Origin of the sequence: Priestia sp. Y58, assembly GCF_029522095.1 — a bacterium.
Classification (GTDB): Bacteria; Bacillota; Bacilli; order Bacillales; family Bacillaceae_H; genus Priestia; species Priestia megaterium_E.
Genome location: NZ_JAKWFL010000001.1, coordinates 56,365 through 80,919 on the forward strand (window position 1 = coordinate 56,365; position 24,555 = coordinate 80,919).

36 protein-coding genes and 1 riboswitch are annotated in these 24,555 nt (G+C 39.8%); of the genes, 14 read left to right on the forward strand and 22 right to left on the reverse strand.

Translation table 11 applies throughout. The features are described 5' to 3' along the window. Window positions 1-234: 234 nt before the first annotated feature. Genes MMB68_RS00370 through pgaC form a run of 3 tightly spaced genes read right to left on the reverse strand, consistent with a single transcriptional unit; the run spans window position 235 to window position 2,773 of the window. Window positions 235-1,101: a polysaccharide deacetylase family protein gene (locus MMB68_RS00370; RefSeq protein ID WP_221783743.1), complete on the reverse strand. Its 867-nt coding sequence runs from the start codon at window positions 1,099-1,101 to the stop codon at window positions 235-237. Next, window positions 1,098-1,559 carry a poly-beta-1,6-N-acetyl-D-glucosamine biosynthesis protein PgaD gene (gene pgaD / locus MMB68_RS00375; protein ID WP_221783741.1) on the reverse strand — a complete coding sequence of 154 codons (462 nt, stop codon included), beginning with the start codon at window positions 1,557-1,559 and terminating at the stop codon, window positions 1,098-1,100. Before pgaD ends, MMB68_RS00370 begins: the two co-directional genes overlap by 4 nt. Then, a complete protein-coding gene (pgaC, locus tag MMB68_RS00380) occupies window positions 1,517-2,773 on the reverse strand; it encodes a poly-beta-1,6-N-acetyl-D-glucosamine synthase (protein ID WP_221783740.1) in 1,257 nt (418 codons plus the stop codon). Before pgaC ends, pgaD begins: the two co-directional genes overlap by 43 nt. 293 nt (window positions 2,774-3,066) lie before the next feature. Between pgaC and MMB68_RS00385 the strand changes: the two genes are divergently transcribed. The 4 genes from MMB68_RS00385 (at window position 3,067) to MMB68_RS00400 (ending at window position 5,316) form a co-directional block, all read left to right on the forward strand. Next, a complete protein-coding gene (locus tag MMB68_RS00385; protein WP_057273824.1) occupies window positions 3,067-3,600 on the forward strand; it encodes a ferritin in 534 nt (177 codons plus the stop codon). A gap of 22 nt (window positions 3,601-3,622) precedes the next feature. Continuing rightward, window positions 3,623-3,823 carry a hypothetical protein gene (locus MMB68_RS00390; RefSeq protein WP_141425866.1) on the forward strand — a complete coding sequence of 67 codons (201 nt, stop codon included), beginning with the start codon at window positions 3,623-3,625 and terminating at the stop codon, window positions 3,821-3,823. A 144-nt stretch (window positions 3,824-3,967) separates the two neighbouring features. Further along, window positions 3,968-4,123 carry a hypothetical protein gene (locus tag MMB68_RS00395; RefSeq protein ID WP_277548000.1) on the forward strand — a complete coding sequence of 52 codons (156 nt, stop codon included), beginning with the start codon at window positions 3,968-3,970 and terminating at the stop codon, window positions 4,121-4,123. A gap of 467 nt (window positions 4,124-4,590) precedes the next feature. After that, window positions 4,591-5,316 carry an AbrB/MazE/SpoVT family DNA-binding domain-containing protein gene (locus MMB68_RS00400; RefSeq protein ID WP_277548001.1) on the forward strand — a complete coding sequence of 242 codons (726 nt, stop codon included), beginning with the start codon at window positions 4,591-4,593 and terminating at the stop codon, window positions 5,314-5,316. Between the two features lie 100 nt (window positions 5,317-5,416). Here MMB68_RS00400 and MMB68_RS00405 read toward each other — a convergent pair whose 3' ends face one another. Then, the gene (locus tag MMB68_RS00405) at window positions 5,417-6,766 is read right to left on the reverse strand and encodes a TcaA NTF2-like domain-containing protein (RefSeq protein WP_221812516.1); all 1,350 of its coding nucleotides are present in this window, start codon (window positions 6,764-6,766) and stop codon (window positions 5,417-5,419) included. Between the two features lie 156 nt (window positions 6,767-6,922). Here MMB68_RS00405 and MMB68_RS00410 point away from each other — a divergent pair, with 156 nt between their 5' ends. Next, window positions 6,923-7,657 (forward strand): class I SAM-dependent DNA methyltransferase, encoded by a 735-nt coding sequence (locus MMB68_RS00410; protein ID WP_221783732.1) that lies wholly within the window; start codon window positions 6,923-6,925, stop codon window positions 7,655-7,657. Window positions 7,658-7,797: 140 nt separating this feature from the next. Here the strand turns inward: MMB68_RS00410 and MMB68_RS00415 are convergent, their stop codons facing one another. The 3 genes from MMB68_RS00415 to MMB68_RS00425 form a co-directional block, all read right to left on the reverse strand. Then, the gene (locus MMB68_RS00415; RefSeq protein WP_221783731.1) at window positions 7,798-8,676 is read right to left on the reverse strand and encodes a 5'-methylthioadenosine/S-adenosylhomocysteine nucleosidase; all 879 of its coding nucleotides are present in this window, start codon (window positions 8,674-8,676) and stop codon (window positions 7,798-7,800) included. A 156-nt stretch (window positions 8,677-8,832) separates the two neighbouring features. Next, window positions 8,833-8,936: riboswitch (purine riboswitch) on the reverse strand. Window positions 8,937-9,049: 113 nt separating this feature from the next. After that, entirely contained in the window at window positions 9,050-9,268 is a 219-nt protein-coding gene (locus MMB68_RS00420) for a hypothetical protein (protein ID WP_221783729.1), read from the reverse strand. A 154-nt stretch (window positions 9,269-9,422) separates the two neighbouring features. Further along, window positions 9,423-10,433, reverse strand: coding sequence for an aldo/keto reductase (locus MMB68_RS00425; RefSeq protein WP_221783727.1), 1,011 nt, complete (start codon window positions 10,431-10,433; stop codon window positions 9,423-9,425). Window positions 10,434-10,730: 297 nt separating this feature from the next. On the opposite strand from MMB68_RS00425, the gene MMB68_RS00430 reads away from it, so the two are divergent. Together MMB68_RS00430 and MMB68_RS00435 are read left to right on the forward strand one after the other, a co-directional pair. After that, window positions 10,731-10,985, forward strand: a complete 255-nt coding sequence (locus MMB68_RS00430; protein ID WP_264408455.1) for a hypothetical protein — start codon at window positions 10,731-10,733, stop codon at window positions 10,983-10,985. A gap of 124 nt (window positions 10,986-11,109) precedes the next feature. Further along, entirely contained in the window at window positions 11,110-11,751 is a 642-nt protein-coding gene (locus MMB68_RS00435) for an MSMEG_1061 family FMN-dependent PPOX-type flavoprotein (protein WP_221783723.1), read from the forward strand. 11 nt (window positions 11,752-11,762) lie between these two features. Here MMB68_RS00435 and MMB68_RS00440 read toward each other — a convergent pair whose 3' ends face one another. The 7 genes from MMB68_RS00440 to MMB68_RS00470 form a co-directional block, all read right to left on the reverse strand. Next, window positions 11,763-11,930: a hypothetical protein gene (locus tag MMB68_RS00440; protein WP_221783721.1), complete on the reverse strand. Its 168-nt coding sequence runs from the start codon at window positions 11,928-11,930 to the stop codon at window positions 11,763-11,765. After that, window positions 11,914-12,069 carry a hypothetical protein gene (locus tag MMB68_RS00445; RefSeq protein WP_260506657.1) on the reverse strand — a complete coding sequence of 52 codons (156 nt, stop codon included), beginning with the start codon at window positions 12,067-12,069 and terminating at the stop codon, window positions 11,914-11,916. The genes MMB68_RS00440 and MMB68_RS00445 overlap by 17 nt, the downstream gene beginning before the upstream one ends. A gap of 2 nt (window positions 12,070-12,071) precedes the next feature. Then, window positions 12,072-12,590: a GNAT family N-acetyltransferase gene (locus MMB68_RS00450; RefSeq protein ID WP_221783719.1), complete on the reverse strand. Its 519-nt coding sequence runs from the start codon at window positions 12,588-12,590 to the stop codon at window positions 12,072-12,074. Window positions 12,591-12,654: 64 nt separating this feature from the next. Beyond that, the gene (locus MMB68_RS00455; protein ID WP_221783717.1) at window positions 12,655-13,176 is read right to left on the reverse strand and encodes a hypothetical protein; all 522 of its coding nucleotides are present in this window, start codon (window positions 13,174-13,176) and stop codon (window positions 12,655-12,657) included. A gap of 157 nt (window positions 13,177-13,333) precedes the next feature. Beyond that, window positions 13,334-13,468: a hypothetical protein gene (locus MMB68_RS00460; protein ID WP_260506655.1), complete on the reverse strand. Its 135-nt coding sequence runs from the start codon at window positions 13,466-13,468 to the stop codon at window positions 13,334-13,336. A 150-nt stretch (window positions 13,469-13,618) separates the two neighbouring features. Then, a complete protein-coding gene (locus MMB68_RS00465) occupies window positions 13,619-13,777 on the reverse strand; it encodes a hypothetical protein (RefSeq protein ID WP_277548004.1) in 159 nt (52 codons plus the stop codon). Window positions 13,778-13,839: 62 nt separating this feature from the next. Beyond that, a complete protein-coding gene (locus MMB68_RS00470) occupies window positions 13,840-14,010 on the reverse strand; it encodes a hypothetical protein (RefSeq protein WP_176551730.1) in 171 nt (56 codons plus the stop codon). A 185-nt stretch (window positions 14,011-14,195) separates the two neighbouring features. On the opposite strand from MMB68_RS00470, the gene MMB68_RS00475 reads away from it, so the two are divergent. Next, complete coding sequence (locus MMB68_RS00475) at window positions 14,196-14,582, forward strand: MerR family transcriptional regulator (RefSeq protein ID WP_277548005.1); 387 nt, start codon at window positions 14,196-14,198, stop codon at window positions 14,580-14,582. 37 nt (window positions 14,583-14,619) lie between these two features. Here the strand turns inward: MMB68_RS00475 and MMB68_RS00480 are convergent, their stop codons facing one another. Beyond that, complete coding sequence (locus MMB68_RS00480) at window positions 14,620-15,582, reverse strand: aldo/keto reductase (protein WP_264408460.1); 963 nt, start codon at window positions 15,580-15,582, stop codon at window positions 14,620-14,622. A gap of 227 nt (window positions 15,583-15,809) precedes the next feature. Further along, window positions 15,810-16,490, reverse strand: coding sequence for a CPBP family intramembrane glutamic endopeptidase (locus tag MMB68_RS00485; RefSeq protein ID WP_221783712.1), 681 nt, complete (start codon window positions 16,488-16,490; stop codon window positions 15,810-15,812). 84 nt (window positions 16,491-16,574) lie between these two features. Between MMB68_RS00485 and MMB68_RS00490 the strand changes: the two genes are divergently transcribed. Continuing rightward, the gene (locus MMB68_RS00490) at window positions 16,575-17,318 is read left to right on the forward strand and encodes a MerR family transcriptional regulator (RefSeq protein ID WP_277447288.1); all 744 of its coding nucleotides are present in this window, start codon (window positions 16,575-16,577) and stop codon (window positions 17,316-17,318) included. Continuing rightward, the gene (locus MMB68_RS00495; protein WP_260506654.1) at window positions 17,315-18,559 is read left to right on the forward strand and encodes an MFS transporter; all 1,245 of its coding nucleotides are present in this window, start codon (window positions 17,315-17,317) and stop codon (window positions 18,557-18,559) included. Before MMB68_RS00490 ends, MMB68_RS00495 begins: the two co-directional genes overlap by 4 nt. Window positions 18,560-18,608: 49 nt before the next feature. Here the strand turns inward: MMB68_RS00495 and MMB68_RS00500 are convergent, their stop codons facing one another. Beyond that, window positions 18,609-18,899: a hypothetical protein gene (locus MMB68_RS00500; protein ID WP_221783709.1), complete on the reverse strand. Its 291-nt coding sequence runs from the start codon at window positions 18,897-18,899 to the stop codon at window positions 18,609-18,611. 123 nt (window positions 18,900-19,022) lie between these two features. Here MMB68_RS00500 and MMB68_RS00505 point away from each other — a divergent pair, with 123 nt between their 5' ends. Further along, window positions 19,023-19,211 carry a hypothetical protein gene (locus MMB68_RS00505; RefSeq protein WP_221783708.1) on the forward strand — a complete coding sequence of 63 codons (189 nt, stop codon included), beginning with the start codon at window positions 19,023-19,025 and terminating at the stop codon, window positions 19,209-19,211. Window positions 19,212-19,297: 86 nt separating this feature from the next. Further along, window positions 19,298-19,579, forward strand: coding sequence for a hypothetical protein (locus MMB68_RS00510; protein ID WP_028414975.1), 282 nt, complete (start codon window positions 19,298-19,300; stop codon window positions 19,577-19,579). Window positions 19,580-19,619: 40 nt separating this feature from the next. On the opposite strand, the gene MMB68_RS00515 is transcribed toward MMB68_RS00510, so the two are convergent. Both MMB68_RS00515 and MMB68_RS00520 read right to left on the reverse strand, forming a co-directional pair. After that, window positions 19,620-19,793 (reverse strand): hypothetical protein, encoded by a 174-nt coding sequence (locus MMB68_RS00515; RefSeq protein ID WP_221783843.1) that lies wholly within the window; start codon window positions 19,791-19,793, stop codon window positions 19,620-19,622. A gap of 132 nt (window positions 19,794-19,925) precedes the next feature. Further along, window positions 19,926-21,404, reverse strand: coding sequence for a glycoside hydrolase family 32 protein (locus MMB68_RS00520; RefSeq protein WP_153255233.1), 1,479 nt, complete (start codon window positions 21,402-21,404; stop codon window positions 19,926-19,928). Window positions 21,405-21,731: 327 nt separating this feature from the next. Here MMB68_RS00520 and MMB68_RS00525 point away from each other — a divergent pair, with 327 nt between their 5' ends. After that, window positions 21,732-22,205, forward strand: a complete 474-nt coding sequence (locus tag MMB68_RS00525; RefSeq protein WP_171776728.1) for a YtxH domain-containing protein — start codon at window positions 21,732-21,734, stop codon at window positions 22,203-22,205. A 43-nt stretch (window positions 22,206-22,248) separates the two neighbouring features. Here MMB68_RS00525 and MMB68_RS00530 read toward each other — a convergent pair whose 3' ends face one another. From MMB68_RS00530 to MMB68_RS00540, 3 genes are all read right to left on the reverse strand, one after another. Continuing rightward, a complete protein-coding gene (locus tag MMB68_RS00530; RefSeq protein WP_277548006.1) occupies window positions 22,249-22,587 on the reverse strand; it encodes a hypothetical protein in 339 nt (112 codons plus the stop codon). Between the two features lie 420 nt (window positions 22,588-23,007). Beyond that, a complete protein-coding gene (locus tag MMB68_RS00535; protein WP_016765166.1) occupies window positions 23,008-23,268 on the reverse strand; it encodes a hypothetical protein in 261 nt (86 codons plus the stop codon). Window positions 23,269-23,404: 136 nt separating this feature from the next. After that, complete coding sequence (locus MMB68_RS00540) at window positions 23,405-24,013, reverse strand: hypothetical protein (RefSeq protein ID WP_221783703.1); 609 nt, start codon at window positions 24,011-24,013, stop codon at window positions 23,405-23,407. Window positions 24,014-24,186: 173 nt separating this feature from the next. Here MMB68_RS00540 and MMB68_RS00545 point away from each other — a divergent pair, with 173 nt between their 5' ends. Further along, window positions 24,187-24,552: a DUF3221 domain-containing protein gene (locus tag MMB68_RS00545; RefSeq protein ID WP_016765167.1), complete on the forward strand. Its 366-nt coding sequence runs from the start codon at window positions 24,187-24,189 to the stop codon at window positions 24,550-24,552. The last annotated feature ends 3 nt before the right edge of the window (window positions 24,553-24,555 follow it).

Here is a 24,555-nt window from a genome sequence, read left to right on the forward strand (position 1 = left end):
AAGCGTAGGATCGCTGTTTTCCTCTTTTCACCTTCACAAACTTCTTACACGCAGTTTGTAAAAGGATTGATAGATAGTTTCGTTTATCCATATCTTTTATCACAACTTTTCTATGGTACCATTAAAATGATTTTTATAGAAATGAAAGTGTACTTTCTTCACGTAATTGACATACCTTTTGATGGTGAACAAAAAAAGCCTCTGCTTTAGACAGAGGCTTTTTTCACTTTGTTCTTACGAGCTTGTACGCGTCAGCCAAGGAAGAATAAGGTCTTGAAAGGTTTTATTGTATACAACAATTCGATTAAGATAATAAGGATCGTTGTCTTTTGTAATAAGATGCGGCGCTAGGATAGCTGCTTGGTGAAAACCAGCATTTTTCACAATCTTAGCTACGTCATCATTTGTATTGCCGTATGGATATGCAAAGTAAACCGGGTCTATTCCTAAATGGTTCTTAATCGTTTCTTTGCTTTTCCGTAAATCTTCAGCAAACGCGCTGTATTTAGCAGGCGTCAGAAATAAAGGCTTGTCTTCTTCCAAGCGGTGCATGTCATATGTATGCGAACCGATTGTCGCAAGGCCGCTGTCTTTCATTTCTTTTAGCTGACTCCACGAAGCCATGTTTAAATTTTGAAAATCCGTTGCCCCCACTTGTCCTGCGATTACATATAGCGTAAACGGAATGTTTTCCTTTTTTAAAATGGGAAACGCGTTTTGATACACGGTACGGTCAATATCATCAAATGAAATCCAAACGCAGCGTTTTGGAAACGTGCCTTTTTGCTGATACGTTTCAATATCTTTTGGCGTAACAAACGTAGCGTCAAGTTCCTTAAGCTTTTTTAACTGATGTTCAAAATCATTGCTGTAGACGCTGTACTCCGTCAGTTCGTCAGACTTTGTAACTGAGCTGACAACTCGATTAAACCAATTATGCTTGCGCACGCGATGATAATTTAAGCCTAAGCATCCGTTCGTCTCAAGCGCTGGCTCCACGGTCGTTGTTGCTTTCGCCTTGTCTTCCCAGTTCACTACTTTAAAGAAAATAAAGCCAACTACCGCTGCCGCAATCAAAAGAAAGAATACATATTTCTTCATGCGCGCTTCCTCTCTTCAGTATGTTTTAACGGATTAACATCAAACTCGATGTACTGTGCACGCTGAAGTTCTTGAATTTGCTCCTTGGATAAAAGCTCAAGACGCTCTAAATCTTTAATACTCGTATACGCCGGCTCTTTTCGTCGGTTTAAGCTTCCAAATCTCTTTTTATTGTAGGATCTCCATAAAAACAGAGCCAGGAAAAAGAAGCAAAAAATAGCGAGTCCAATTACTAAAAACGTTCGAATTTCGCCGTTCGTCGTTTTGAACGCAATTTTTAATATCCCGCTGTAACGGTCATTTACGCCGATAACAGCTGAAAGGAAAAACCAAAGAACAATGGCACAATAGAGCCAAAAAACAGATGAAACAATGATGCTTATCACTAATCGAGCAAGAGGCTGTTTGGCTTGAATCATGATTTGCTCTTCGTTAAGCCGCGGTCTGGACTGCTCCATGTAGCATAGCCTCCTTTCACTCTAGATCTGATAGCACGAGGAAATGCGCCCACTACCACAATCGTATTCACAATCCAGTAAAGCGCTGGGTACCATGCAGCCCATACGTAATACCGCTTCACGTTGTCGTATTTCGAATCAATTTTCAGCGCAATAAACAGCTGAATTAAGCTCATAAACACAAGGGAAAATGACGTGAATGTAAACCAAAACAGCATGTCTTGAGGACTGCTCGCGGTAACAAGCAGCATTAGAGTCACAAACAGCCATGCGAACGACCAAAAGGTACTGATCCACTGCTCTAGGTATACAATCCAAATTCTGCGCTGCTTCCATTTTAATAACACTTTCCAGTGGCGAAGCATTACCTCTTGCCCGCCTTGAGCCCAGCGTACTCGCTGCTTCCAAATTCCTTTTAAGGTTTCAGGCACAAGCATCCAGCACAGTGCCCGCGGTTCATAGCGGATATCCCAAAAGCGCTGCTGCAGCTTCCAGCTCACGGCGATATCTTCCGTAATCATATCGCGATCCCACAGCCCGACGTCCACAAGTGCTTTCTTTCGAAAAGCTACTACTACGCCTGAGACCGTCATTACTTTTCCTAAAATTCGCTGTGTTCGTTTAATAGAACCGATAATAGAAGAATACTCAACTAACTGAATGCGACTCAGCAGTGTATTACGGTTTCGAATGCGCGGATTTCCGGTAACGGCTCCCAGCCGTTCCCCTTTATGAAGAAAATGATGGATTAGATAATACGGAGCGTCTTGATCTAAAATAGCGTCGGAATCTAAGCAGATTAAAAACTCAGCTTTAGATGCGTGCGCACCTAAATGTAACGCGTTGGCTTTTCCTTTATTTTCATAAAGCTGAATCACACGAACTTCAGGGTGATTTCTGCTGATTTCCTTTAAAATATCAGCTGTTCCATCCGTGCTTCCATCGTTAATAAGGATGATTTCTTTAGACGGATAATCTAACGCCAAAAGGTGCTTAAGCGTTTCTTCAATCGTCTCTTCTTCGTTATAGCAAGGCACTAAAAAGCTCACTAACGGCCAATCAATTGTTGAAAAATCAACTTTAGGATCTCGGTCACGATAGCGTATGTAAATAAACGTGCCTGCAATCCAAAATAAAGACATAATAAATGGATACCAGAATACAAAGCTCGCAAGCTTTTCAAATCCAGGTATTAATACGTGTTGCATATTCATTTTTCTGACTCCTTCACACCAATTAAAATTGCACAGAGTGACAATTTTATCACTAAATTGGTTAAATAGAACATAGTAATTTTAACCATCTAAAAAAAGATACTTTTAAACTACTTTTATTCCTATATTATACAACCCTTATATGTAAGTAAGAAGCACTAATAAAGGATGGGCAAGTTACCTACTTAAAGAAGTGACATATAGTATCACTGTAGATTTCTTTCACCGTAAAAAACGTGGTGGTTGCAGGTAGTATACGAAAAAAATCCTTTCCCTGAGGAGGAATAACAAATATGAACGAACAAATTCAAAAACTGCTCAATAACTTAATTCAACTTGAACACGTCTCTTCGACTTTGTACCTAGCTATGTCTAACTATATGAATCGATTAAACTATAAAGGAATGGGAAGCTGGCTGCGTCTGCAGTCTGAAGAAGAACGCACTCATATGCTAAAGCTTATTGACTATTTAGTTGACCGCGGCGGAACGGTTGAATTAAGTTCTTTACCTGCTCAGCCAAGTGAGTTTGGGACACCGTTAGAAACGTTTCAAAAAGTACTGGAGCATGAGAAGTTCGTCACGAATTCTTATCGCCAAGCGTTTCAGTTTATCAGCCAAGCGAATGACCCTCAAACGTTAGTCATCGTGCAGGACTTTTTACGAGAACAAGTCGACGAAGAAGCTCAAGCTCAAACGATTGTAGACCGCTTAAAAATCGCCCAAAATAACCCTGCAGCTATTTTTATACTCGATCAAGAACTAGGACAGCGAAAAGCTGCGCCGGCGGGCGGAGCACCAGCGGGTGGAGCAGCTGCGCAAGGTTAAAAGCGCAGAAGAGTGTAGAACAATGTGCAGAACCAATAACACGACGCCCGTTTCCTTGTTTCGAGTTGGTATTCATCACGGCTATTATGGCTATCCGCCTAATGTGTATAACGCTATTCAAAGGCTTATGAATCAATATATGCACCAGCTTCACTATCATCGACCTCAATATGTTCACGTCTACTACGTGCACCCTTCTCTTATTCACTACTACCTTCACTAAGTTGAGGAGAATAAGAATTTTGCTTCTTGAAGAAATTCACCGTTTCTCTACCCTAATTCAGGAATCTCAATCAAAAATATGGATATTTATGCTAATATAGATTTTGTTAATCAAATAAAGAAACAATTATTAGCGGGGTGTCATATGGATAATCAATACGTTGTAGGTTGGGGAACGCTGGCTTTAATTAGTGCCGGATTAGCGCAAGGTAAAAATCGAACGGGTCTGAACTGGTTCTTATTATCTCTTGCTTTAGGACCGCTTGCTACCTTCATCTTACTGCTGATTGAAAAACGATAAAAATTGGTTCAAAGCTCATTGCTTTGAGCTTTTTTCTTTATTCTTCAACTATAACCGCTCTTCAAAACAAGTAAAAAAGCTCCGCTTGAAATTTTTTTCTAGACTTAATATGCATAAATCTATTCATCATTCAGCGTAAATCCGGCTGCATTTTGTTAATAAAAAACCTACTCTTTAGAAAAGGAAGGAAGCTTCTTTTTAAACCTTTGTTTCTGACAATAAAATCAAAAGAAAGAAAAACGCTTTTATTCTATGCTTTTCTAATTAACAGATTAACTGTTTTCTACAGATGATGACCATTTACACGGGACAGCTGTGCATCTACTGAATGAGGTCAAACTTCCTGTATTTCTCAATCTGTAGAATGAATAAATACTCATTTGCTTCATTTGACAAAGAAATAAATGCTGTGTAATTTAAGTAACATACCCCATCTAAAATGTTTTTAGAAAGGATTAAGTAGCAAGATGCGTACAAAAAAAGAAGAGCGTATAATTGACGAAATGGGAAGAGTATCCCTTCCTTCTTTGTTTATGCAACTAACAAAACTCGAGACGAACGACAAAGTTTTTTTACGGAGCTGTGATGATTGGATTATTATCGATCATCATGATGAAAATATCCTGGTTCCTTCTCATATCTTCATTCGAACAATTGACCATATGGGTAGAATAGTCATTCCGAGATCCCTGCGAGATGACTATGAACTTAAGCCCTTTGATTATGTAGAACTATACGTGGTAGAACAGCAAATTGTTATGAAAAAAAGAGACGAAAAATCGATAGCGCTTTCACAAAAACCTACGGCGTCTCCTCCTTATTATGCAACATTAGCCGGCCGGCAGATTCAGCTCACTTCTGAACTTTTAACGTCCGTCGAATTAGATGCAAACATGGAGGTTCAATTTTTTATTAACAAAGAAAATAACATTGTGATTCAGAAATATGAAATGAATTTTGGTAAGAAAACGAATTTAACATTTACAGCTCAATCTCGAAAAATTGATGACCGTTTTCGACTTACTATTCCTAAAAAGCTGCGAGATGATTTCTCCATCCACTCAGGTACGATGTTAAAAATCAAGAAAGGTAATAAGCAGCTCATTTTAGAAAAAGTGGAGAATGAAAAAGAGATTAGCAGCGTATTATCTCAGCAAATAGACGCAGCAATTGTTGAAAAATTACGGAAATAAGAACGACGCCAAAAACAAATGGTTTCCTACGATTTCAAAGCAAAAGCTAAGAGTTACGCATAGACTGACCCTTTCTATACTCAACTCTTAGCTTTTAGACTTATCTTTTTATTTCTTTATAGATTGTCTCTACTGGATAATCGCTAAAGCGGCTCATCCACTCTTTTACTGTGAGTGTGATACGATCTCGATATGCGGGATTATTCGTGTAGAATTTCACTTTGTCACTGTCAACAATTAACGCTACGTAATAATAGCCTTGCTTATCATATTCAATGATCCCTTCCATAAGCGTGTACAAACCGGTTACTCCACCTGATAGCGCTGTTGCTCCTAAGCCGTCTAAATCTTTTTCTTCATGGACGATTTGAAAGTTATCAACAAGCGCTTCGTAGTCATTTCCTACAAGTTTTTTCACATTTTCATCCTGTTCACTTGGAAGGATATCGAGTTCTGATAAAGTCTTCGTATGTTCTGTGATCTTTCCTTTTTTATACGTGCCGTCAAAAGAAACATTTAACCCGCCGTAATAGGAACAGCCGGCAGTAGCATCAACTTTGATTTCTTTTTGACTTAACGTGAAGTTTAGTACGCATTCAGTAGCTTCTTCCGTGTCTTTATAAATAGCTTTATTTCCTTCCACCTCTGCTTTCCCTTCTATTCCTCCTGCATGCGCACCGTATGCTGCACCTATTGTAAAATCAAAAGAGCCGCTTGTTGAATTAGTGATGGTTAACCCTGCTTCTTGATGATGAATGTCTCTTGACCATTCTCCGTCATAGCTTCCGCTACTTTGCTTCGATTGTGCCGATGCTTTGATTGAATCAGTGTTCTCTGCCTTAGAAATATCCTTTAAGCGTAATTGATCACCCGACCATACCGCTGAATATACCCAATCATACTCCTTTATCGTTTCCGGACCATTAGGCTGAACAATCATAATCACTTCATGGGTTTGGATATCATAAGCAGAGTCTGCTTTTTTAAAGTCAACCACTTCATAATCTACTAATCTTTCTTGAATTCCTTTGCCATGTAAATGACTAATTAAAGACTGCTGATCTCTATAAAGAGAACTTCCTTGCACCAGATAGCTGTTTACTTCTTTGAAAGAACCGTTGTTGATTCCTTTTATTAAACCTTGCAAATATGACTTGATTAATACATTAGCCGTTTGTTTTGTAGGGGTAGATACGTTGATTTCATCTTTAACAGAAGCTGTAGTACTTGTTGAAGGAGTGCTTGACTTTTGATGGTTGCCCTTTTCCTGATCATCATTTTGCTCCGATGCGTGAATAGCACTTTCTTTTTGTTCAAGATGTTGAGCACTTGAAGTAATGCTTTCTTTTTCGTCGCGGGAAGATACCTCATTTTGCTGACAGCCGCTTATAAGTAAACTAACCGACAGCAAAATACTAACCACACTGATGCTTATAGTGGAACGTTTCATGACTTCTCCTCTTTTCTTCTCTAGTTACACAGAACGATTCATTAACACTACAATTATACTAAAATAAAACATAATTTCCATATATATTCAAACTGTTGTAAATAATTTGAATATATGATTATAATGAGGTACTTTGCATAGAGGAGGCTGATTTAGTTGAAGATCTCAACAGGAGCTGAATTTTACGATAATGACGAGACGTTTTTGGCCTATACACAACGCCGGCAGCAAAAAGAAAATGCCAACGATACGATTGAAAAACCGGCCATTTTACAGCTTCTAGATGATGTTACAGATGCAGACGTTTTAGACTTAGGGTGCGGAAACGCTGGATTTGGCGCGGAGCTTCTTGAACAGGGATGTTTCTCTTATACCGGAGTAGACGGCTCGATTAATATGATAAACGCGGCTCAGCAACAGCTTTTAAACTATCCAAATGCAAGAGTGCTCCATGAATCGATGGAGCATTATACTCCACCACGCACCGAATACGATTTGGTTACTGCAAGACTGTCTCTCCACTACATGGAAGACTTAGCCTCCATTTTCACTAAAGTGAATCAAGCACTCAAACCTGAAGGAAGATTTATTTTTTCCGTTGAACACCCAGTCATTACTTCCACTTTGCAGCCTTCCGCTCTGCGCACAAACTGGACGGTGGATAACTACTTCTCAATGGGATTCCGTCAGCAGCACTGGATGGGCGGATACGTTCAAAAGTATCATCGCACGCTTGAGGAGTACTTTTCTTTGATGCAGCAAAGCGGCTTTACGGTCACAAACTTAAAGGAAGCGTGCCCTCAAAAAGAACACTTTGACAATGTTGAAACTTACGAGCGTCGAATGCGTATTCCTTTGTTTTTACTAATGAGCGGCGTGAAAAATAGATAAACTAAAAATGCTAAGAAAGATCTTAACTAGTCTTTCTATAGGTAGAATCCATGTGTAGTCATTTTCAATTATTTGACCAAAAAAAGCACCAGACCCTTTGTTAAGGAAACAAAGGGTCTGATGCTTTTTTAAAGAAAAGTTTACTTAGCGTTTGTACTAATATAGCGTTTAATTACTTCATAAACATAGTCTTGACAAGCTGCTGCTGTGTTTGGATTATATTTTCCACCGTTTACTTTGTTGTTAGATAGCACTCTGATACCTAAGAATGGAACGTCATAGCTTCCTGCGATTTGTGCTGCCGCCGCGCCTTCCATTTCTTCTACAGACGTCCCGTACTTAGTATGGAACCACTTAATTCGATCCACTTCGTTATTCCACGTGTCTGCTGATCCTATCATTCCTTCAACTACTTTTCCTTTTTTATATGTATCTTTTACTGCATTTGCAGCCGCCAGTAACTTCTTATCGCCTTCATAATAGCGAGCTTTTTCAGCATCAGGATCTTCGCCAGCACTTCCTTCAGAAGCCATTAAATCCATAGGCTTCCAAGCAGCAGGATCTATTCCTTCGCCTTCTTTTTTATCTTCGGTTTTTAAAGAGCCTATATTCGTTGCTCGCTTTCCTAACACAATATCAAACACGTTCAGGTTTTCATCATGTCCGCCTGATGTTCCTTGATTGATAATTGCTCTAGGATGGTATTTTTCTATAGCTATCGCTGTAGCAGCTGCCGTGTTTTCCATTCCTTTTCCCGTTTTAACTACGATGACTGGATAATTATCGACAGTTCCTTTGTAAAAAACAAAATTCCCTGACTTCTCTTCTTTTACATTTTCTAATTTTTTAGCGAATTTCTGCGCTTCTATCGGCATCGGCCCTTGAACAATAATAGGCTTCTGCTTCTGTTTATCTCCAGCTTCCTTTTTTAAAGCTGTGTTACACCCGGCAAGTACAGATAATAATAAAACCATACCAATGGTAAATAAAGCCCCTGTTTTTAACATCTTGTTTTTCATAGATTGATACTTTCACTCCATTTCATTTTGCTGTTTCATACACTCGATGATCGGACAAAAGCAAAAAACATAGAACATTTTTGATCGTCTACGTTTTTTAGAGTCAAAGTATAAAAAATTAAGCATGGAATAAAGCTTGTGTCTGGATAAACCGAACATTTTTATACTTTAACTCGTAGTCCAGTTCTTTGAATGGGAACCAGGTAGAGACACTCAGACCATATTTCTAAGCATATACGAGCAATATTTTTCACTTTTTAAATGTATCAAATACAAAATGGTTATTCAATATAAAAAGCGAATATTTTAATATTATTTATATAAATTGTTCGTCTTTAACAAATTCTCACTAAATATATTACAAATCCCTATCTCAAAACAAAAAAAGAGGCTGAGACATAACGAGATGAATCCAATCTAAAGACGCACAAATGGCATACATGAGCTGAACCGCTTGTGACACCGCAGTTGATTTCCGTGCAAGACTTCGCTTTCCGCGGGCGGCCGGTGAGCCTCCTCGTCGCCTGCGCTCCTGCGGGGTCTCACCTGTTCCGCTTTCCCCGCAGGAGTCTTCGTCTTGCCCTCCAATCACCTGCTAGAAGGATCTAAACAGGTGAAACCTACGTTCACCCTAACAAAAAAAACGAACCACTAATCAAAAATTTTGATCAATGGTTCGTTTTTCACTTCGTCTAAAATACTTTTGTTCCAGCCTCTTTTTCTACTTACTATTTACCGTTCTACCTTCATTTAACGTTTATTGGCAGCGGTGCATGAGCCGCTACAAGCTTCTGTTCACGCATTTCTTCCCAGAAGGCTGCCGGAATGACGGTGTTTAATGCAGCTTTGTCTTCTGCAATACGCTCCGGACGACTAGCGCCCGGAATAACAGCAGCAACCGCTGGATTAGCCAGTGAAAACTGGACAGCAGCAGCCTTAATGCTGATCTGATGACGATCTGCAATCGCTTTGATTTTTTCTACTTTTGCCATAATGTCTGGAGATGCTTTTTGATATTCAAAATGTGTACCTCCAGCAAGAACGCCTGAGCTGTACGGTCCACCGACAACAATGTCCATATTATGCTTTACAGCTTCGGGCATCACTCGCTGCAGCGCACGTTCATGATCTAATAACGTGTAACGGCCAGCCAGCAGCGAGACATTCGGCTTTGCTTCTTCCAGCTCCAGCATGATTTCAATTGGTTCTACTCGGTTTACTCCAAGCCCCCATCCTTTAATAACTCCTTCTTCACGCAAGCGTGTAAGCACACGAAATGCGCCCGTTCTAGCAGACTCAAATTGTCCTACCCACTCATCTCCATAAAAATCTTGCGCGACATCATGAATATACACAAAGTCCAAGCGATCTGTTTTCAAACGGTTTAAACTTTGCTCGATCGAACGAAGTGTAGCATCTGCGCTGTAGTCATTGATAATTTTATTTTTACGGCCAAATTCAAAAAGTCCGCCTTTTTCTCCCATATCGCGTGAAGATGTGTCTTCTAGTTCATCTGAAATGACGCGACCTACTTTCGTACTTAGCACATACTCATCGCGATTTCTTTTTGATAGTGCTTCACCAAGGCGCATCTCCGCTAAACCAGCTCCGTAAAGAGGGGCTGCGTCAAAGTAGCGAATCCCGCTTTCCCAAGCAGCATCGACCGTTGCAATGGCCTCTTCTTCTGGAATATTACGATACATATTGCCCAGTGGTGCTGTTCCAAAGCCTAATTTTCCTTGCAGTATCTCTCTCATATTCATAAAACCTCCTGAAATTTTTGTAACTCTATTTTAAAAATTTATCAGTATGAGGGTAAACTCAACGACTGATCTATTCATTAAATGTCATATTATCCCCTGACAAAATTTATTATGAAGCATATACACAATAAAAAAAAGTACGCACTTCAAAGTAATATGGGAACTAAAAAGTAACCTACTAAGGAGCAAATGAGTTTTTCAGACTCTCCTTTTATTTATGTACTTTCTACTTCTTACTCATGCAAACAAACATTGTGCATACAATAAGCAGAAAGCTACTTTATAAATGAGGTGAGTATTTTGAGAGATGAATACTTCAAAAAAATTGAAGATAAGCTCGATAAGCTTGATGAAATGGACGATTCCACAATGAAAGAAGAACAAAAAGATGAGTATTTTCAAAGTCTGCTAAATGATATGGATGATTTGTTAAAAGACATGCGCCAGAGAGAAAAAGACTCCGACCATCTTGTCAGTGAACATATGAAAACGGTTAATGACATATTTGATAACGCAATCAAAAACTTAAAAAAAGACCGAAATTAGCGTTACAATGCTTCTACTTCTTTTTAATATACTGATTTTTCTGTTTTTTAAATATAAAAACATAGAATTTCATATGTAAAAATGGTATTTTCAGTATACGCAAACTGTAGGAGTGAAAAGAGGAATGAAAAACGGTCACTTTAAAGAACGAGTAAAAACGAAGGAAGAGCTTCGCCGTATAGTCGGCGCGCCTAACAAATTAGCACATCAAAAAATAATTTCTTATTTAGATCGACACTGCCGGGAATTTATTAAACATTCCCCTTTTGTCATCATCGCTACAGCTGATCATAAAGGAATTTGCGACAGCTCTCCGCGAGGTGATTATGCTGGTTTTGTACAAGTAGTGAATGAGAAAAGGCTGTTGATTCCAGAGAGGCGCGGCAATCAAAAAGTAGATTCACTGGAAAATATTTTATCTAACCCTCAAATAGGGATGCTTTTTTTGATTCCAGGCGTAGAAGAAACGCTGAGGGTGAACGGCAGAGCTTGCATTGTAAAAGACAAAACGCTGCTTGAAACAATGACGGTTCACAACGAAACTCCACTGCTCGCTATCGGCGTTGAAGTACAGGAATGCTTTCTCCACTGCAGCAAAGCGTTCAAGCGATCAAAACTGTGGAATCCAGAATCTTGGGAAAGAGTCGAAACGCTTCCTTCCGCAGCTAAAATAGTCGCAGAACATGCAGGCTTTTCCACTCTAGAAAGCCGTACCAATCCCGAAGAAAACAAAACTCAGCACCTCTATGAAAAAAAGCCGCTATAATGCGGCTTTTGTCATTTTACCATCAGAAACAGTATACCTCCGGCAATGATTAAAACTGGTAACAAAGCAAGAAGCACGCCTTTTTTTGAACTTCCTATGTATTCATGATCACCATAAGCGCGGCCTGATCTAAAATCTACTTTCACCTGAGATTCTTCTTTTTTATATTCTTTTTTCATCCTCTTTGCCTCCTAGCGGCAGTTGAGCGTCAATTTGCTTATTTAAACTGCACCATAGGGCAACTATTTCTTCCATGGGCGTAGCTTGATAGTGCTGCAGTTCTACCCATTCATTTAACTGAACAATCGTCGTTTCCATGTTCATTTCTCCTTTAAGCACGTTTTTTCAAAAACCTTCCCCATATAATATTCATCGACTGATTTTTCATCTACAACGAGTGAACATACTTTTTTCCCTTCTATTTCAAAACCCATCTTTTTATACAGCGAAATGGCCGGTTCATTGTGGGTCATAACCGTTAGCTCCACTCGTTTAATGCCGCTCTGTGCTGCCCATTTCTCCATTTCCTTAAACAACGAAGTGCCGATGCCCCGGTTTCCGTAAGATTGAAGTACGCCAACAGCTAAGTATGCGCTGTGTTTTTTTCGGTTAACGCTTCCGCCAATCACAGATAAATGTCCGACAAGCTGTCCGTCTTGTTCCGCCACTAAAATGGTCGAGTTCGGCATCTTTAAAAAAGCTGTAATCATTTTTTTCTGCTGTTCAAGCGTAGTCGCACGCTCATTTTCTTCGTACAGCATATATGCTGTTTCTTTATCAAGCTCTTTATTTAACGCTAAAAAAGCAGCTGCATCAGAAGCTGAAATTTCTCGAATCACGTTTACCCCTGCTTTCGTCAATAGTAGTTAACTAGAAAAGAACGTTAATAAACGGATGATATCCTTACACACGTGCTGAACGTTTTCCAAGAAAAGCAGTGAAGATAAAACATATACTAAAAGCGACGGCTGAAACGAAAAAGCCAAGCATCCACCCTAAAGCTCGCATAAACGTATCTTCATTGGGATACAGAGGCTTAACGCTTAGCCACTGGATCACCATAATCAATGCCACTATCAAGTAAAAGCTGCTTCCTGTTAAAGCCATTTTAAGACGGTTTTTAAATGACCCTGTCCATGCTGCACTAAAGGCGCTCCACGTGAAAATACTTACAATCGTCGCTAAAAACATAAGAATAATATGTAGATAAGGGATATCTGTAAACATAAGAAGATAGAGTAAAAATATTGTAGTACCAAAATATAAAGCATTAATGCCAAACAAATAGCCTCCGCTCAGCCAGTGATTTTGAAACCACTTTTTCTTGCTGAGACGTTCTACCACTCCGCTCGGCACCCACAGCGTACGCGAAAAAATAATCATCGCCAGCACAAGTACCATGCCAGCTAAAAAGAATATTGACACCTTTTCATCAGCCTTTCTATTCAAAATAAATATGGTTAATTATACTATTAATAACAAAATTAAACTATGGTTTTCTTTACTAATAAAGAGGCTTAGACATAACAAAATTACTCCCACCTAAAGACGAACAAATGGGATAAATAAGCTGGACTGGTTGTTACACCGCTGTTGATTTCCGTGCAAGGCTTCGCTTTCCGCGGGCGGCCGGTGAGCCGCCTCGTCGCTTACGCTCCTGCGGGGTCTCACCTGTTCCGCTTTTCCCGCAGGAGTCTTCGCCTTGCCTTCCAATCAACAGCTAGAAACTATTATATACATGACACCTACGTTCACCATACTAATAAAAAAACCGAACGAAGTTGACTCTGTATTAAGAATCTCGATTCATCATTCGGATCTTCTTTCAACGAAAATACTTTTGTCACAGCTTTTTTTCTACGCCTATTTACATTCTTCCTCCGTTAAACGGATTGATTTCCCCTGTTAAATCACGTCCTGCTTTCTTTTCTTCGTGTGCGATGCGCTTGCCAATCGCAATTTTATTCCAAATTAGTGGCACCCAAATACACGCTCCGAACAAAATCATCCAAAAAAGTTCTCCCATTTCTTCCACCCTTTCATTTTCTACTTTTATTTTGAAGACAATAAGAAACGCGTATACACTTTTTATTCTTGATTTGAATCACTCATACCGTATGAAAAGAAATACACTAGGATTGATAAAGCCATTCCGTAAACGGTCCAAGCCGCTAGTAAAATGGCGTACTGATGATTGATAAAAAACACTCCGCTTGAAATCAGCAGCAGGATAAAACTAATCCATTTTACTTTTTTCATTACTCTATCCCCTTTACTTAACCTTTTACAGTAAGTTTCTTATTGTCTACTTGTTATTACGGACAAACTGTATAAAAGTTCCATATTTTTTAAATAAACGGAAAATAATTTGATAAAACGTTCAACTATCGATTATCATATACCTTAAAGTAAGCTTTACGATTCATAAGTGGGAGTGAACAACCTTGTCTTATAGCATGAAAGAAATGAATGAAAAAACCGGGCTTTCCGCACCGACTTTACGCTACTATGAAAAAGAAGGAATCCTTCCTTTTATAGAGCGTGATGAAAATGGAAAACGCCTCTATAATGATACGAATATTGAATGGGTCCATTTTATCTTAGCTCTGCGCTCAACAGGCATGCCGCTTGCAGAAATCAAGCGCTATGTAGAGCTCTATAAACAAGGCGAAAGCACGATTAAAGAACGAAAAAACATGATGCTTCAGCACAAAGAAGCGGTGGAAGAAGAAATGGCTAAAACCTTTAAATACCTAGAACAAATTAACTATAAGCTCGCTTTGTACGACTCACTAGAAGCAAAATTAACGCAAAAAGAAATTAAAATTTAAACACAAAAAGTCCGCAGGTGCACCTGCGGACTTTTTATTAATACAGTGAATTTACGGTGTTCAACAGCTCTTCTGACCATGTCCAATCGCTGATTTCAACCGCATCTGTTACGTGGTGCAATTTACTAGCTCCGATAATGCTTGACGTTACAGCGGGCTGATTCAATACCCATGAAAGAGCAAACTGAGACAAACTTACTTCATTTTGTTCTGCTAACTTGCGATACTGCTCCACCAGCTGAAAGTTTTGGTCTGTAAAGTAGTTTCGCAGCAGCTTTTCACCATGCGCAGCGCGGCTTTCTGGCGGCACGTCATTTGGTGTTTTATATTTTCCTGAAAGCATGCCGCGCGCTAACGGACTGTATACCATGACGCCTACACCTTCAGATTGACTAAACGGCAGCAGCTCTTGTTCAATTTCACGAGAGAGAAGATTGTACTGAGGCTGAACGGAAATAAATTTTTCAAGATTCATTTTGTCACTAATATGATGAGACTTTGCGATTTGCCACGCGGCATAATTGGAGCAGCCAATATAACGAACTTTGCCTTGACGAACTAAATCATCTAGCGTGCGAAGCGTTTCTTCCATAGGTGTATGGTGATCAAAAAGATGAACTTGATAAAGATCAATGTAGTCCGTCTGCAGTCGTCGCAGCTGATTATCCACTTCTCTCATAATATGTGTACGTGAAAGACCTTTATCATTTTTGCCTTTTCCTACGGCAATGCCGACTTTTGTTGCAAGCACAACATCATCTCGTTTTCCTTTTAACGCACGTCCAATAATTTCTTCAGATTCCCCTGTGCCATATCTAAACTCTTCATCCTGCCCTTTTCCGTAATAGTTGGCTGTGTCAATGAAGTTAATTCCGTTGTCAATGGCGCTATGTAAAATAGCTGCCGACGCTTTTTCGTCAATCCATCGTCCAAACGCCATAGTACCTAGACATAAATTTGATACTTCCAGACCTGTTTCTCCAAGCTTTCGATATTGCATCGATACCCTCTCCTTTTTATAGCTGTCTTTACTCTCTCTCATCATACACCTTAACGTCCACTTTAAGACAAGCCTTAAGCGTGCGTGCATATACAAAAAACTGCTAGGAACAGGCAGTGCTTCTAGCAGTTTTTTGTTTCATTTTCCGCTTATTTTTTTGTAATTCGCTTCTTCAGTATACATAATATGGTAAGATAAATCATAGCTTACTCGTTATCAAAACTACATTAAGCTGCCGCTGTTAAAATAACGGCGATTCCATTAAAACAAGCGTGAATGATCATACTCGGAAGCAACGACTTTGTTTTTTCGTACACCCATGCAAACACGAGACCTGATAAAAAGTTAACGGGCAAGGTATTGTACGTTGGAATATGCACTAGCATAAAGATAAACGAACTTCCCACTAATCCAAACACAATTCCTCCTTTACGTTTCAGCCATGTATAAAAAAATCCTCGGTAAATAATCTCTTCATAAAAAGGTGAGATTACAGCAGCTGAAACAAAAGCAAGTATAAATGAAAACAGCGACAGGTCCTGCTGTAAACTGGCTGTTTTTTTATTTTCATACGTCATACCAAACCATTCCATTAGCACAACAATTGCCACGCTTCCTAAGATCAGCACAAAAAGCCAAAAAAGAATGCGCGGCCAGTGCCGTTTTGAAAACGATTGAAAACCAATTTTTCTATCACCAGCCTGAACCATCAGCCCATACAGAGCTGATAAAAACACAGCTGCCATAACAAACCCAGTAGCTGTTCCAGCATAAAGATCATTTTTAAACAAGGAATGTAAAGCATCCTGCAATATACCTTCAATTAAGATAGGCACACCAACAAACGTGACGACCAGCATAATTACAAATGATTTTATTGTCCATAATCCTTGATTTTTTTGTTTCAATTTACTTCGCCTCCCTTTTACATATATTCAGTGTAAAAGGTGACGTGACGTTACCTGCAAGCATTTTTTTTGGAGGGGTTAAAAATGATTTATTTTTCTACTGGGCAAGCCGCTAAAAAATTAGGCCTCACGGTGCGTACGCTCCGTTACTACGATCAAATTGGCTTGCTTCATCCATCGTCAAAATCAGAAAATGGAAAACGCTCCTACTCAGAAACGGATTTAGTCACACTAGAGAAAATTACTTTGTTAAAAAACTTAGCTGTTCCTTTGCGAGATATTGAACTTATTCTTCACAAAGTGAGTATCGATGAACTTCTAGCCATTCATCAGCAAAAACTTCAGCAAAAAGCGATGGAAATTCAACAAGCTTTAAAACATACTCACACGCTTCGCAACAGTATAAAAATAGAAGGTGAATTAAACTGGAAGCAGCTCCTTCCTTTAGTTGACAATGAAACTAATATCAAGAGCAGCTGGACGGATCTGCTTTCGCTTTCTTTAGAAGAAAGCGAGATTCTGCAGCATGATCTGCCTAAAATGGAGCATGCGAGTGCGGATAAATGGATTAACATCATAAAACGAGTTCAGCTTTGCTTAAAGCATCAGCGTGCACCTCAATCTGAAGACGGACAGCTGATTGCAGCTGATATACTGCTTTTATCGAGTGAGCTATTTGGCCCTCATACGGCTTTAGAAAAAGCCTTTTGGGATGTTCGCAAATCTCCTGAGGCATCAAGTTCACTTAATCTCTACCCTATTGACAGCGAAGTCCTTCAATTTATTGAAGGTGCGATTATTTTTTACGAACAACACACAAAGGAATGAAGGTATTGAAAAAAGAAAAGCTGTTTGCTAATTCTTCTTATAAAAAATTATTTATTTCAAGCACTGCGGCAAGCTTTGGAGATTTATTTGATATGTTCGCGGTGATGACGCTTTTTACATACGTGTGGCACGCAAATTCTCTCTGGATTACGCTTATTCCTGTCGCGTACGCTTTGCCTAGCATCCTGCTAAGTCAAGCAGCAGGAAATTTAGCGGACCGCTGCGATAAAGTACAGCTGATGTTTCTGTCTGAACTAGTCCGTCTTCTGTTCACGTGTCTGTTATTTTTCACAAATGAACCGCTTTTGGCACTTGGGGTGCTGACGCTGCGCTCGATGAGTTCTGTTATGAAAGTGCCCGCACAGCTCGCTTACGTTCGAGAAGTGGTCAAACAAGAGCAGCTGCTGCAGGCTTCTACTTTACAAAACATTATGTTTCAAATTGCCAAAGTTGTGGGGCCGTTTCTCGGAGCCGCCGCGCTGACGATTACAACGCCAAAAGCATGCATTTTAGTTAATGCCGCAGCTTGTATGATTTCTATTTGGGTGCTGTTTTCACTTAAAAAAGCAGGTAAAAATATTCAAGGGCAAGCTGCTCGTTCTTCCCATCCACCGAAAAAAACGTACTCAAACGGCTGGAAAATCGTTTTTCAGCACTCAATCCTTTTACGCGCCGTTATTTTGTTTCACCTTTCGTATTTTGTCGTGATGCTTGTTGACGCTCAAATTAGCATCTTCCTACGAGATGTGCTGCCTCACCATCCGGAAATGCTCGGCTGGCTGCTTTCTGGAATCGGACTGGGAGCGCTAGCAACAGGAGTGTATCTTAATAGAAAAAAACAGGTTCACCATCCATTTAGACTTTTATCACTCGGCCTGCTTCTATTTGGAGGGGCTTTATTTTTCATTAGCTGCTTTAATCCAGCCGTTATGTCACGCTATTTCATTTTGATTGCTGCACCTATTGGAGGGGCCGGAGTTGGGCTTAATTTACTGCTGTTTAACTATATCGTTCAAACATACAGCGACAAGAAACACCTCGGAAAAGTGTACGGATTCATTAACACCTTAACGAGTGCCGTTTTACTTACTGCTCCTCTTCTTGGAGGCATGGTCGTAAAGCTTGCAGGTGCTCAGACGACTTTTTTAACGGCGGCAATCATCATCGTAAGCGTTGGATTTATAAGTATGCTGATGCCGCTGCGTGATAAACGGGAAAGGAACGTTCAGATTGACGCATAAAAAACAGCTTGAGGTTATACCTCAAGCTGTTTTTATAGACTTCTGTTCATCAACCAGCGGCTACATAAATCAAAGCAGCTAATACGTTCGGTACTGCAATAGCTCCAAATCCTTTTGCATCTTCAACTCGGCTCACCTTGCGCGTCTTTTTGGCTGAAAAGAATGTGCCTGTACTTCCTAGCACGATACTGTCAATAAGGTATGCCAAAGCTAAAACCAGCGATACTGCCCCCATTGTGCCTGACACAAAATAGAGATAGCTCCACTTCCCTGTAAAAGCAGCAAGAGCAAGAACAATCCCGACCATCACGATTCCTGCTATAAATCCTTTTTTAATCATTGCATTCCTCTTCCCTTCCTACTCCTCAAATTTTACCATATACTTCTTTTTTTGTATGACACCTTACATTTTATTCTACTACACTCACATTTTATGGTAAAATTAGTAAGAGAGGTGGTACATATGAAAAAACGTCAAGGAATCACGCTGCTTTTATTTATACTCGGAGCAGCCTCTATTTCTTTTGGGATGGCTTTAAAAAATATCTTTCCTTATTCCCCTGCAGCCGGCTGGATTCTAGGGACGCTGCTTTTGCTAGGAAACTCATTTTATACGAGAAGATACTTACATAAAAGGTCAATTAAGAAGTAAATATCCGCCCCGAGCCGTATATACAAACCTTCATTCGGTTATGGTAAAATAGATAAGCAAAAACTGGATGTAAGGAGATTTTGAGTTTGAAAACAGGATTAATATCTGGCATTATATCTTTAATTATTGTGATTATCATTTCTATTACAGCAGGCAACTGGCAGTATATTTACTATATTTCAGGCCCTCTTGGCATATTACTTACGGCAATTGCACTCGTAACCTTACTGGATACATTTCGATTTGAAACGAGAGGACCTTACTTTACCCCGGTCCGGCAGCGAGAGGATACAGAATGGATGAAACGTTTTATTATTGCAGCTGTTCCTCATTTAGTTGCTTCATGTATTTGTATTTTATTTTTATAGAGCTCAAAAAAAGGTTAAAACATAACGAAATGACTCTAACCTAAAGACGAACAAATGAGATACATGAGCTGAACCGCTTGTTACACCGCAGTTGATTTCCGTGCAAGGCTTCGCTTTCCGCGGGCGGCTGCTGAGCCTCCTCGTCGCTTGGCTCCTGCGGGGTCTCACCTCTTCCGCTTGTCCCGCAGGAGTCTTCGCCTTGCCCTCCAATCAACTGCTAGAAGGAACGAAACAGATAAAACTATATTCACCATCATAAAAAAAACGAACCACTAATCAAACATGTTAATTAGTGGTTCGTTTTTCACTTGGGCTAAAATACTTTTGTCCCAGATTCTTTTCTCATTTACGAAATGCCACGCGACATGCCGTAATAATCAATGCGGTAGTCCACAGATCCTTCTGCAAATACATTTACAGCTGATTTGGAATCTTTTTTCGGGAATACCCTGGAAGTGAAGACAATTTTGCCGCCGTTTATATAAATTTCGACGATGCTTTTGTCGACAAATACGCGAACATCGACTTCGTTTGACGCTGTCCATTTTTCAGAGCGAACCACACCATATTCCGTTGCATATTGATGGTGGAATGAGGAGCGGTCGAGTCGCACTTCTTGCTTTTCTGTATCAAACACGAGGCGAAGCTCTTCTTCTTTACTATTAAACAGCTCTAAACCAAACTGTTTGGCCCCTATCTCGCGGAACGTCATATTGATTTCATATGCATTGTTTGTTGCTTCATCAATAATCACTTCTTCATTTTTTAGCGTTCCTCTAAAATGAACCGCTTGATCTCGAAGCTTATTTAGCTCTTCTACAGGCTTTTGAACAAGTTCATTTCCTTCAAGCGAAAGCTCACGAGGAAGCGTTAAGGCATGAGCCCATCCATATTCGTCTGACGGATAGTCAACGTCTGGGTTTCCAATCCACGCAAACAGCAAGCGACGTCCGCTTTCATCTTGGAACGTTTGCGGTGCATAAAAGTCAAACCCTTTATCAATTTCACGGTAATACTCCATTTCAAACGTTAAACTTTCCACATCAAATGTTCCAACCGCGTAAATCACATTATAAATATTATGAAAATCGTGGCCATCCGCTTTGATTCCTTGCGGTGAAAAGACAAACACATCTTTTCCGTCCAGTTTAAAGTAATCCGGGCACTCCCACATATAGCCAAAGTCGGGAAGCGATGTTTTAACTTCGCCTTTAAATGACCACTGAAGCGCATCGCTTGATTCATACACAATTAATGCGCCCGTCTCGTTTTCACGCTGAGCGCCTAGCAGCATATAATATGTATCATTTTCTTTCCATACTTTCGGATCGCGCACATGTCCTGTATACCCATCAGGAACGCCTCGTACCGCTGGATTATTCGTGTATTTTTCTACACTTCCATCCCTGTTTAGCATCGCGATACACTGATTAGCTGAACGTGAGCCGTCTTCGTATTTTACATTCCCCGTATAAAACAGCAGCCCTTGACCATCTTTTTCAATCGCGCCGCCTGAATATGCGCCGTGCGATTCATATTCTTCCGTTGGCGTTAGGGCAACCGGAAGGCGTTCCCACGTTACCAAATCCGTAGATTTCACATGAGCCCAGTGCTTCATTCCATGCATTGCACCGTACGGATACCACTGATAAAACACATGATATTCACCGTTTAATTGAACCAATCCGTTTGGATCATTCATCAGCCCGTACTGTGGATGAATATGATAAATCGGCTGCCAGGTGTCTTTGATTGCTTTGTCTTTTAATGCTTCTAACTCTCCAGATTTCGCTTCTAAAATCGTTCTGTACTTCGATTCAGCCATTTCTTCAATCCCTCCAGCATTTAAAAAAAGAGAACGTATTCTCCTTGCACTCTATGATATAAAATTTCAAGTGAAAATGCTACCAAAGAACGAATGTTGTCGTTTTCTTGTGTCGGATTTTATAGATAAGTTTTTTTCTGTTTTTATAGCAGAAAAGAAGGTTTTTCTGTCAGGTGGTTGAATACTATATACAATCAAATTTCACCAGCCTGTACGAGCGTCCGACGGCACTTGCAGATTTTTTTAGCGAATCATTTGCGTTTTGCAGGAAGTATTCAACAAAATGGTAAACCCTTCATATTACATATTATAAAAGGAGGAAATGTCATGACAAAAGAAAACGTAAAAGAAACAGTGGGTAAAGAAACAAAAGGTGGAAGCAAAGAGTTATTAGTCGGCACGTTAGTAGGTAGCGTAGTGGGTGTAACAACAGCTTTACTAGTAGCGCCAAAGTCAGGAAAAGAGCTGCGTGCTTCTATTCAAGACGGAGCGAATCAAGCACTTGCTAAAACAGGTCAAGTGAAAGAAACGGTATATGCAAAAGGCCAAGATCTCAAACAGCGCACGGCTCGCCTTTCACAAAAAGTCTCCGAACAGTCTTCGCAAGTTGTCAACAAAGTGAAATCTCTGCGCACTGTTAAAGAACAGCCGCTTGCAGAAACGGCTGCAGCAGAAGAGCTTGAAACGACAGAAATCGTTCAAGATCCTGTTCTTGAAGCTGAAGCGGTGCAAGAAGAATTAAATACAATTACGCAAGAAGTAAGTGACTTAGAACAATCTGTCGATGAAACAAGACGTTAATAACAAGCTGTAGAGATATCTCTACAGCTTTTATGTATATTCGCTACCCTTCCTTCCATCCTTCAAAAAAATAGCCCCCGTACGGACAAGGCTCTGATTCCGGCAGTTCTTCATAACACTGTCCGCTGTAATACTTCGCCAGCACAATCTTAGGCTTAAAAGCCGCTACCACTTCACTGTCTTCTTTCTCCGCTCCGCTTTCTCTCATCAAACGAAAAATATCCATTCCGGCAAACTCTCCGTGCCCTTGATAGCACGATTCATAATAAACTTCATCAGGTGTTACCAAATAACACTCCCGCTGCCACAATGGCTGCTTACTGTAGACACTCGCAATACTTATTCCACTCACTGCACACTTCCAGCTGCAAATTCCAACCATACAACGCCTCCAACGACTTAATAGTCTATTCATCTACAATTTTTGATAAAATCAAACATTCTTTAAAATGTACAGAATTCTCTTTTCCACTTAAAAAACTGCATTTCCAGATATCCATCCGCCGTAATTTCACCACCAATGGTTTGCCTACGTGAATTTGCTTATCACCAAGAAACTGCACTTCACACCCCAAACAAACTCCCTATTCTCTCTTCAGCCTAAAAACCACACTACCTGATACCCTGCCCCCTTGATTTCTCCCAAAAAGGTCCACCTATGCGGAAGTTGGCAGCCCGCAAGGGAGGACAACTTCCGCATAGGTCTAGCACTTTATACTTGGCTGCACTTTAGCCAAGTATAAAGTGCTACATCGATAAAAATATAAAAAAGGTCTGATAAATCGACCATTTCTGGTGATTATCAGACCTCAAGTTTTTCTGCATTTGAGCGGCTTATTTGCTGTTCAAGCGATTTAGCCAGCAGTACGATTTCATGATCTACATATTTTGTTTTGATTTCTTCGATTTCCATTAATGTTTTAGAAAAGCTTTCTGCGTTATTTCCCTGTCTGTGCTGCACATCTTTAAAGAAATCAAGCAGTGCCTCGTTAGACTGCGTTGGACGGCTAAAATCAATCGTGTACATTTTGTACCCCAGTGTTAAATTTGTTGTAGTTGTCATAATTATTTCCCCCATTCTTCCTATAGTGATATATCTTCTACTCTTTACCCTTTAATTCCTTCTTTTTAACCTAAATTAATTATTTTTTTCAAAAAAACTTCCCATTATAAGAAAAAACACCCTTATAACAAGGATGTTAGAGTATTCTTCCCTTCGGTACAATTCCAGATGCAAAGTCATCTTTGAACTTAAAGCTAGCAGAATTGTTTTCCGTTAGAAAATGTATTTCCCATTTAAAGACCGGATATTCGGGCTTGTACATTTCGACTTTTTGATCGGGATTTTCTTCTAATCTTGCAATTACTCGTTTGAATCCTTCATATGCAATCCACCAATCGCTTCCGGTTTCATCGGTAATAAAACAAATAGAACCGTCAATTAAATGAAGGTTTTGCTTAATATCATCAGCATTTGTAAAATAAGCATTTCCAAACGTTTGAAGACAGTGATTGCAATAACCTGCTTTGCCTCCGTCTTTATAAATCCAGTGCGCAATTGGCTCACTGCAGTCTTTACACGTATTCGTCACTTCTTGAAGAAATGTTTTTCCGCTCCACTGTTCCTTTTCATCTTCAAAAACGGTCCATACTAAATAACTTTCCGTTTGTTCTGAAATAAAAAGGCGAAACGGCTCGTCTCGATGCCAAAAGTGAATATTTTGTTCGTCTGATTCTTCAAAGTCAATGACAAAATTATCTCGTTCTAATATATGTCGAATAACATTGGTTAAAAAGGTAACATCCATACAAGGACCTCCCGTACTAAGCATAGCTTCTAGTAATATAGCGTTTATGAGTTAAAACATATCACGCGCGCTGAAATAACGTCAATGATTACCTCTTGCTTTCTCCGAAAACTGGAAAAGAAATGGGCAAACGCGTTATAATGGTAGTCATGTTGAAACGGAAAGGAGATTTTATGAAGTTTACCGTTCAATCAACTGCACTTTTTCTTCTCTTTTTTATTTGTTTAAGCGGCTGTTCTGATAACGCCGAGCAGTCAAAAAAGCCGGCCGGCTATTTAGTTCAAGGGCGCATTTTAGAAGTGAAACAGGATGAAATTCTTATTGCAAACGTCATTCCGCGAGATACTGCGCTTGACTATACAACAAAAGAAATACTTGGTTCTAGCGATGTACAGCCTATTTATGTAAAAGTTTCGGATGATCAGACATACAAAAAAGGACAGCTCGTTAAAGCATGGCTCAAAAAAGACAAAAGCGTTCAGTATTCCGTTCCGGCAAAAGGCGAAGCTGTTGAAGTCAACATTTTAAAACAGCCGTAGAAA